Origin of the sequence: Collinsella aerofaciens (assembly GCF_039758965.1) — a bacterium.
GTDB classification, from domain to species: domain Bacteria; phylum Actinomycetota; class Coriobacteriia; order Coriobacteriales; family Coriobacteriaceae; genus Collinsella; species Collinsella aerofaciens_BR.
Genome location: NZ_JBDMSL010000028.1, coordinates 21,580 through 29,239 on the forward strand (window position 1 = coordinate 21,580; position 7,660 = coordinate 29,239).

The window sequence follows — 7,660 nt, forward strand, 5'->3', positions numbered from 1 at the left end:
ATGGCCATTTACGATCTTGCTTTTCCCTCCTACGGGAAAAGAAGACAGGCAAAGCTGAGTTCCGCTTTGTGCGCGAAGCGGTTTCGCCTTCGAGAAAAATTCAGCGGACTTTTCCAAATCTTGTTTCGGAGGCCACTCCGAAGCTGAAGGGATAAAAATGAGACGAAGCGAGAAAGTCGAAGCGACGTTGACCGCTGAAGAAAAGGAAATTCTTCAGCGCCTCTGTGACGAAGCTGGTTGCACGGAAGCTGAACTAATCCGCTCCGTTTTGATTAGCCGTTCGATTGCTCTCGACGATCTTGAGACTGGAAAGAAAATCGAGCACGAGAAAAATAAAGCGCTGCACAACTGCAAGCGCAAACACGCTCCAAAAAAATCTGGCGAGTGCGGTGAAGCCATCGCCGAGAACGCCGAGAAACGTGACGTTTCATTTCATGTGATGCTGACCGCTCCAGAAAAAAAGGCGATCGAACAGCGGGCGGCAGTGCTTGGCATCTCTGTAAGCGAGTTGGTTCGCCGCGGTGCGATCTACGGAAAGATTGAATCATTCAATTTCGATATTGCTGAAGTTGAAAAACTCCATCATGAGTTATTGAAGGAAGGAACGAACCTCAATCAGCTGATGTACTTTGTGAACGCCCAGGGGCTTCCCGCGTACAACGAGAAAGCTGTTTTCCGCACGCTCGAAAAGGTTTACCAAAATGCTCGAAAGGTCGACCGGTTTATCGAGGAACTTGAAAAGCGTCATCACGTTGACTATGTTCCCCACGACTATCTGGCAGATGAACCAGACAATAGAAATCTTTAAGTCGGAACGCAGCCGGATCAGTTTTGCAATTGAGTGCAATTACTCGTTTAGCTATAACTACTGAGTAAAAGCGAAAAGAGACGGCAGAAGAGATTGACAGCCATTAAACAGAAAGCAGTCAGCTCGTACCCCGCCTCGCTAGCTTGGCCCTGCCCGAGTTTTCGGGGAGGTGGTCGCTATGTCCGAGCTCCGTCTTATGATCGTCGCTCTTCTTCTGGTGACCATTCTGGCCATTTTTGGCTAGGGTAAAACCCGGCCTTTAAAGACCAAAGCCGTCCTGTCTGGGACGGCTTTGTTTCCTCGATTATCAACTTCATACGGATGGATGCGGGGTTCGATACCCCGGCGGCCTGATCGGCAGGCCGCCGGGAACTCTCACTCCTCGATAAAAGCCGGCACCCGGTTAGTCCTGCGCATCTTGAAATCGTCAGTTTCGTGGGAGACGTAGAGGATGCCGTCCATCCCATCTCGCGATGCATATGAAAGGTGAACAGAACCGCAATCCGCTCCATCATCGTCGAGAAGATCGAACGAATTCGGATCGCTCGTTGCGGCCAAACGACCACTCATGCAAGAGCCATCGCCATTACAGATTTGCCATTCCATGTCTTCGCCTGCGAGAATCGCCATAGACGGCCCGGTCGCGCCATCGCTGACATACATCCCGTCTATGCCAAACCCGTTTTCAGCGCCATCGATAAACGATTGCTCGGACCTATACTTCGCGAATGATGCGCACAGCGCCATTGCAAGACCGATCGCAAGGCCAACAGCCGCTATCTTTGCATAGCTCCTGCCCATCATGTCATCCTACTTTTCGCTTGCCCAAGGAAAGGCGGAAGAAGTTATTCGTCGCTGCTTTTTTGTACACCTTCTTGACGCCGTTGACGGTCTCGTAAACAACAAACGGCTGAACCTTGTGCTCGACGTTCGCCGTCGCTTTCCAAAAGCCGGCACCGTCGATGTGAATGGAATACCCAGTCGCCGACAGATTGCGCTTTGCCAGCGGTATCGATACGCCTATGCTTCCGAGACCGTTCGGGAGCGGCACCGATACACTCACCGAACCGCCGCCAGACGGCTGGACGTTTATGGAACCGCCCCCGTCGATGTGAACGCCCCCCGGGGGCTGCCCAGCAACGTCGTGCCATCCGCTGGCTTTCGTTTGCACGCTCCCGTATACGGTGCTGTAGCTTGGGCGCCCGCGTGTCGCATAGGGCTCAACACCATCAGATGACATCGCCTCTTCTATGATAAGGGCCGCTTCTTGCTCTGCACGTTGACGCACAATCGCCTCGACATCAGATTCACTCAGATCCGGGAACGCTAGGAATTCTACGGTTTCAGAATTGTAACCATCAGCAAATGCACCATTTGGGGTGATTAGTGACAGTCCGCCCAATGCGGCTGCCGTCAGGATTGACCTGCGAGTAATAAACAGGTTTTTCGTTGTACTCATCTTCGCCTCCAAACTTCTCACCGGGGTCCTTCTGGCCAATTTTGCCCCGGCTCGGTTACTTCGGTTACTTGAGCGCTCCCATATATGCTTGTTACCCATGTACGTAATATTAATTTTGGACATATCGAAATTAATCAATGGTTGCGGGAGTTTCCGACCTCAGTGAAATGCCGCCCTATACCCACAGAATCAGTCGAGCTTGACATGTGCTCTGCGCATGAAAAGGGATCGAACTGAAGTGTCTGGCCGGACGCCAATTGTCCGGGAACTGCTTCGGATTCGACCCTCTTCTACTTTACTTCCATGGCCATGCAGCGGTCTAGTGCTCCTTGACCGGATGCTTCTCACCGAAACCACCGTCGATGCCGAAGCGGCACAGCCTGTCGATGGCACGAAGATGCTCGTCGATGGCGGTTGCGATCTGGGTGTCGACCTCGCTGTCGTGGTCGTTGAGACCGCGGACCGCCCCGTCGGCGGCCATGAAGGCCTTGATGGCCTGATTGAACTGAGCCTTGAAAGCATCGACCTTCTCGACAGCGGTGGCTCGTTGTGCCATCTCGTGCTCGAGCCGTTGAACGATTTCCTGTGTGTCGCTCATGCTGTTCCTTTCCTCGCGGGGCGTTTAACCTACTGTATCGCACCGCGCAGACACGATTTTTTCGGGCGGCGGCAAACTCCACGAAGCCGCAGGTAGACGGCTTGATGTAATCGCAAATACAGCCCAGAAAAGGAATGCCTAGATACCCGTTAGGGACATCTGCTTTCAGGCGCCTTAAAACGCATCTGGTGAGGTCGTTTTTTCGGCCTTGACCTGCGTGGTGGCACTTTGGGGTGCTCACAGCCGCGGCATGTTCTTGTAGACACCCTGGCGGTGGCCGACCCTTACGACCTCGATGACGGCTTTCCCGTCCTCGATCCTTGCCAGGATGCGGTAGACACCAACGCGCCAACGCCAACCGGAATCGGTGCCCTGAAGCTGTTTTCCATTCGGTGCGCGCCGCGGGTCCTCGCATCCGTCAAGGTGCTCCTGAACCCAGGACAGGATTATGAGCCGCTGCTTCTTCGGAATGCTTAGGAGTTGCTTGGTCGCCGCCTTAGACCATTCGACGCTGAAACTCACTCGGCCTCCATTGCCATACGCATGACGTCATCCATCGAATAGCGGGTGCCATCGTCCTCCATCAGCGCCTCGTTGTACGCCTTGATGTCAGCCGCCTCCTCGACCTTATCGAGGGCGGCGTTCCTCACGAATTCGGAAAAGGACATGCCGAGGACGCTCGCATAGGACTGGATCCAGTCCTTCTCACCATCATCGAACCTGATGGCAGTGGCACTCATGGCCATAGTTGCTCCAATCAACGTGTTACATTGTAGTACGTTGATTATACCCGTTTGTTCTGGAGCCAGTCCCAAAACGTATGCCGCGCGGCACTCGAAAACCGAACCCTCGATGCCGTGAACAGCGAGTGCCAAAACCCAGTGTCAAAACCTCCACTTGCATTCCCATGAGAAAATCAAAAGACAAGGCAGGAGGCTGAAAATGACCAGATACGGATACGCTCGCGTGAGCACGAAGGATCAGAAGCTAGATAGGCAAATCGAGGCGTTGGTCAACGCCGGCGTGCCCTATGGCCATATCTACAAAGACAAGGTCACGGGTGCCAAGGACGGCGACCGAACTCAGCAGAAGCGTCTGTTCAAGAAGATGAAGGCCGGCGATGAAGTGGTAGTCGAGTCCTGGGAGCGCCTAACCAGATCGACCAGGCAATTGCTGAACTACGACCTTATGTTCCGAAATCTCGGCGTGAAGCTAACTTCCTTGAAACAGCCGGTCGACCTCGATACCGCCTTCGGTCGATTCGTCCTCGGCACTCACGCCTGCACCGCCGAGCTCGAGCGCGACCTGATCAAGCAGCGCCAGGCCGAGGGCATCGCCGTAAAACGGAACCATGGTGGCAACGTCGGGGGCCGCCCGCGCATCGCGGACGTCAAGGCCGATGCTGCCGTGAAACTCTACCTTGCGCGGGAAACGCCCATCCCCGACATCTGCGCCGCCACCGGTATATCGAAATCGACTTTGTACCGCATCCTCCGTGAACGCGGATTGGTGGGCGTCAGAAGATAAATCCGAGTGCGCTACTATATAAGAGTGCGGTATTTCTCCAACTGAAACCCCCTGCGTGAACGCATAACGTATGACTTGAGACGCCTTTTAGAACTCACCGATCGCAGGATGACTACAAATCAACAGCGGCCGTGCATTGTTCCCAGCCATATGGCATGGCGGAGCCATGCCATTGTTGATTGGAGTGCCGCACCATGGCAGACAATCCGAGCGAAAAGAAAATCAGCGAGACATCCGGCGTGAAGGCCGTCCTCGATGAGGCTGCCGAGCGGATCGAGGCGACATGGCGGGAGAAGCTGCTGCGCGAGACTGCCGACCTCAGGACCGAGAACGCACTGCTCATGGCCCAGGTGGATGAATTCAGCCGCAAGCTCGCCGAGGCGACGGATCGGAATGAAAAGATTGAGGCCGACTGCAATGAGCGGGTCGCCTTTATAGAGGAGAAGTTCGAACTCGATACCGCGAGCCTCGAGCTCGAGAACAACGAGCTCCATGCCGCGAGCGTCAGATATCTCGCCGATGCTCGGGAACTCGACAGGCAGGTCGTCCAACTCCATGCCGAGGCCGTGGCCATGGTCGATGAGATCGAGCGACTGCGCGGCGAGCGTGACGCCGCGCTGAAAGCCCAAGCCGAGTTGAACGACGCACTCCTGGCCCAGCGCGACCTGATGGCCGAGGTCGCCGCCCTCAAGGACCGCCTTGCCGCCTCCGAGCAGCGTGCGGCCGTGGCCGAGGCCAAGATCGAGGTCATGACCCAGATGAAGATCGAGTAGGCCGCATAGCATCTAATTTTCTAGAAACCCCCTAGACCATTTCTAGGGGGTTTCTAGAACTGAGAACCGGGCGCAGCACTTTCGATCGGCACGATGTCTCGATAGACCAGACGGTGCCTGTCGTCACGCCACTCGTCACCGTGGTAGTGGCCGAAGAACCAGGCTCGGTAGCCGAGCCGGTCGTCGAGCTCGGCAAGGAATCGCTGAAGTCGGTCGCCCCGATACTTGCGTCCGCGCTCCCGGCACAACCCCTCAGCAAGGGCAGCAGGAGCCTCGTGACTCACCACGTAGTCGACCCTCCAGCCTACGCGGTCGAGCGAGGTGCGGCAGCACCCCATCTCCTCCTCGCTCGGCATCTCCTCGGGCCACCAGCTCCTCCCCTCCCTGCGATACTGCCTGTCGTTGCTCGCGGCACCGCCCATGGCAAGGACCGCGAGTCCGTCGATGTCGAACACCTCTCCACGCATCAGGTGCAGCACGCGCGGTCGCACCTCATGAACGAGGCCGCCGTTCCACTCCCGCACCGGCAGTTCTGCCAGCATCCGGTGGTTCTCGTGGTTGCCGTCTACGAAACACGTGGTCCATGGCTTCGACTCAAACCAATCGAGCCAATACCTCTCAGCATTCGAGCCGTCCCAGACAAAGCCGAAGTCGCCGGCCACGATCACCACATCGTCGCTCGTCAGAGTCCGGCCCAGCGGCCAAGACCTGAAGGCGAACCTGCTGGCCCCGTACTCGGCCCTGCCGTGCACGTCTCCTGTCACATAGATAGCCATCAGTACGCACCCCACGGCAGGAGTTTGTCCCCGAGCCTCACGATCCGGTCGTACAGCACGGTATGACGTTCGTCCGGGTTGCCGTCTCGGTGAAAATGGCCGTAATACCAGCGCTTGTAGTCCAGGCGGCCCTCGAGCTCGTCGAGGAATCCGGTCAGCCGGTCCACATCGGGGCGTTCCCAGCCTGGGTCCGGGTAGAGCGTCGGCGAGAGCATGCGCGTGGCGCAGGTATGGGTGATGACGCAGTCGACCTTCCAGCCGACCTCGTCGAGCCTTGCACGCGCGGCATCGAATTCGCGCTCATCCGGGAGCTCCTGAGGCCACCAGCTGGAATACGGCACGCGGTATTCCCTGTCCACGCTCGTGGCACCGCCCATGGTGAAGATTGTCGAACCGTCGAGCTCGAAGACCTCGCCGCGCGTCAGGCGCCGAATGGGCGAGGTGTCCGACAGGCGCTGCGTCAGCCCGCCATGCCACGGCTCCATGGGGCGCTCCTCCCAGTGATCGAAGCGCTCGTGGTTGCCGTCGACGAACAGTACCGTGTAGGGGCGCGACTCCAGCCAGGCGATGTCGGCGCATTCCTCGGCAGAAAAGCCCCACGGAAAGCCAAAGTCACCGGCAACGATGAGATAGTCGTCGCTGGTAAGACTGTCGCCGAGCTCCCAGTCGCGGAGCTTTTGCATGTCGAGCCCACCGTGGATGTCGCCCGTCACATAGACCGTCACCGAATCGCCTCTTCCCTCTTGTACGCCGCCAGCTCGCGCTCGACCTGCCTGTCGCCGGTCTCGTTGACCCACCAGGGCCATTTCACCCGGCCGCACGGCTCGTCGACTCCGGCGAACCATTCCCTCAGCTCGTCGAGGCTCACCGGGGAGTGCCCGTTGGCATCGCAACCGACGTCGTAGCGCAGAAGGCCCTGCTTGCGGTTGAACTCGTTGTACGCGCCGCCGCTGCTGTGGATGTGCCCGTGGAGGTGCCACGATCCATAGCTCATGCCCTGCCAGTCGGCCATGGGGTAATGGCTCAGGACGATCTTCTGCCCGTCGATCTTGAGCACGCAGATCGGCGGCTCCACGGTGAACGCGCCCGCGACCGCCGGCTGGGTCCAGTCCTTGTCGTGGTTTCCCGGGACGAGGTGGATGCGCCTGCAGGCGATCCGCTTGCGCAGGGCATAGGCGTCCTGGGCGGTCATCTTGAATGAGAAATCCCCCAGGATGTAGAGCTCGTCGTCCACGGCAATCCTGCCGTTGATGCCGTCGACGATGGCGTCGTTCATCTGCCAAATCGTCTCCCACGGGCGGCCGGTGAACTTCAGCACGTTCTCATGCCCGAAGTGGGTGTCGCTGGTAAACCAGATCATATTTATGTCTCCTTCTGTCGCTAAAAAACGTTCTCCTTCGAGGTCAGGAGACGTTTTATGAGCGACATGAGGTGCATATCCCTCATGTTTCAAGCTCCAATCTGCCGGATTTGCCCAACTAAAAGTTTACGCCCACGCGCGAACAGGATTTGATTTTTGAAATATGGACGAATTCCTCGTCAGGAGGGTAAAATGATGCCGACGGCAGCCCAAGTTGTGGTGAGCTGGGCAGAGCCGTTGCTTAGTAGAGTTAGGTCATCGTCTTAGCGACGGTGGCCTTTCTTTAATATGAGAAAGCCATTGTCAATAGGCGTGTTTGTTCGAGCCCGGTTTTAAACCGGGCTTTTTCGTTTCCCGTC

General features: G+C 57.2%; 11 protein-coding genes. 3 read left to right on the plus strand and 8 right to left on the minus strand.

Translation table 11 applies throughout. From position 1 onward, the window contains the following. The first annotated feature begins 157 nt into the window (after positions 1-157). Positions 158-808, plus strand: a complete 651-nt coding sequence (locus tag ABHU32_RS08890) for a plasmid mobilization protein (RefSeq protein ID WP_346979681.1) — start codon at positions 158-160, stop codon at positions 806-808. A 375-nt stretch (positions 809-1,183) separates the two neighbouring features. On the opposite strand, the gene ABHU32_RS08895 is transcribed toward ABHU32_RS08890, so the two are convergent. The 5 genes from ABHU32_RS08895 to relB all read right to left on the minus strand — a co-directional run bounded on the left by ABHU32_RS08895 (position 1,184) and on the right by relB (position 3,605). Continuing rightward, positions 1,184-1,612 carry a hypothetical protein gene (locus ABHU32_RS08895; protein ID WP_346979682.1) on the minus strand — a complete coding sequence of 143 codons (429 nt, stop codon included), beginning with the start codon at positions 1,610-1,612 and terminating at the stop codon, positions 1,184-1,186. A 1-nt stretch (position 1,613) separates the two neighbouring features. Next, positions 1,614-2,267, minus strand: coding sequence for a hypothetical protein (locus ABHU32_RS08900; RefSeq protein ID WP_346979683.1), 654 nt, complete (start codon positions 2,265-2,267; stop codon positions 1,614-1,616). A 319-nt stretch (positions 2,268-2,586) separates the two neighbouring features. Beyond that, a complete protein-coding gene (locus tag ABHU32_RS08905) occupies positions 2,587-2,865 on the minus strand; it encodes a hypothetical protein (RefSeq protein ID WP_195622442.1) in 279 nt (92 codons plus the stop codon). Positions 2,866-3,102: 237 nt separating this feature from the next. Next, on the minus strand, positions 3,103-3,387 hold the full coding sequence (locus tag ABHU32_RS08910) for a type II toxin-antitoxin system RelE family toxin (protein WP_006236318.1): 285 nt from the start codon (positions 3,385-3,387) through the stop codon (positions 3,103-3,105). Further along, positions 3,384-3,605, minus strand: coding sequence for a type II toxin-antitoxin system RelB family antitoxin (relB, locus tag ABHU32_RS08915; RefSeq protein WP_204986970.1), 222 nt, complete (start codon positions 3,603-3,605; stop codon positions 3,384-3,386). Before relB ends, ABHU32_RS08910 begins: the two co-directional genes overlap by 4 nt. 202 nt (positions 3,606-3,807) lie before the next feature. Here relB and ABHU32_RS08920 point away from each other — a divergent pair, with 202 nt between their 5' ends. Continuing rightward, the gene (locus ABHU32_RS08920) at positions 3,808-4,392 is read left to right on the plus strand and encodes a recombinase family protein (protein WP_226791018.1); all 585 of its coding nucleotides are present in this window, start codon (positions 3,808-3,810) and stop codon (positions 4,390-4,392) included. 194 nt (positions 4,393-4,586) lie between these two features. Then, positions 4,587-5,165, plus strand: coding sequence for a hypothetical protein (locus tag ABHU32_RS08925; protein ID WP_346979684.1), 579 nt, complete (start codon positions 4,587-4,589; stop codon positions 5,163-5,165). A gap of 53 nt (positions 5,166-5,218) precedes the next feature. Here the strand turns inward: ABHU32_RS08925 and ABHU32_RS08930 are convergent, their stop codons facing one another. From ABHU32_RS08930 to ABHU32_RS08940, 3 genes are read right to left on the minus strand one after another with little or no spacing between them, the layout of a single operon-like run. Further along, the gene (locus tag ABHU32_RS08930; RefSeq protein ID WP_346979685.1) at positions 5,219-5,941 is read right to left on the minus strand and encodes a metallophosphoesterase family protein; all 723 of its coding nucleotides are present in this window, start codon (positions 5,939-5,941) and stop codon (positions 5,219-5,221) included. Beyond that, complete coding sequence (locus tag ABHU32_RS08935; RefSeq protein ID WP_346979686.1) at positions 5,941-6,666, minus strand: metallophosphoesterase family protein; 726 nt, start codon at positions 6,664-6,666, stop codon at positions 5,941-5,943. Before ABHU32_RS08935 ends, ABHU32_RS08930 begins: the two co-directional genes overlap by 1 nt. Next, entirely contained in the window at positions 6,663-7,301 is a 639-nt protein-coding gene (locus ABHU32_RS08940; RefSeq protein WP_346979687.1) for a metallophosphoesterase, read from the minus strand. Before ABHU32_RS08940 ends, ABHU32_RS08935 begins: the two co-directional genes overlap by 4 nt. Between the last annotated feature and the right edge of the window lie 359 nt (positions 7,302-7,660).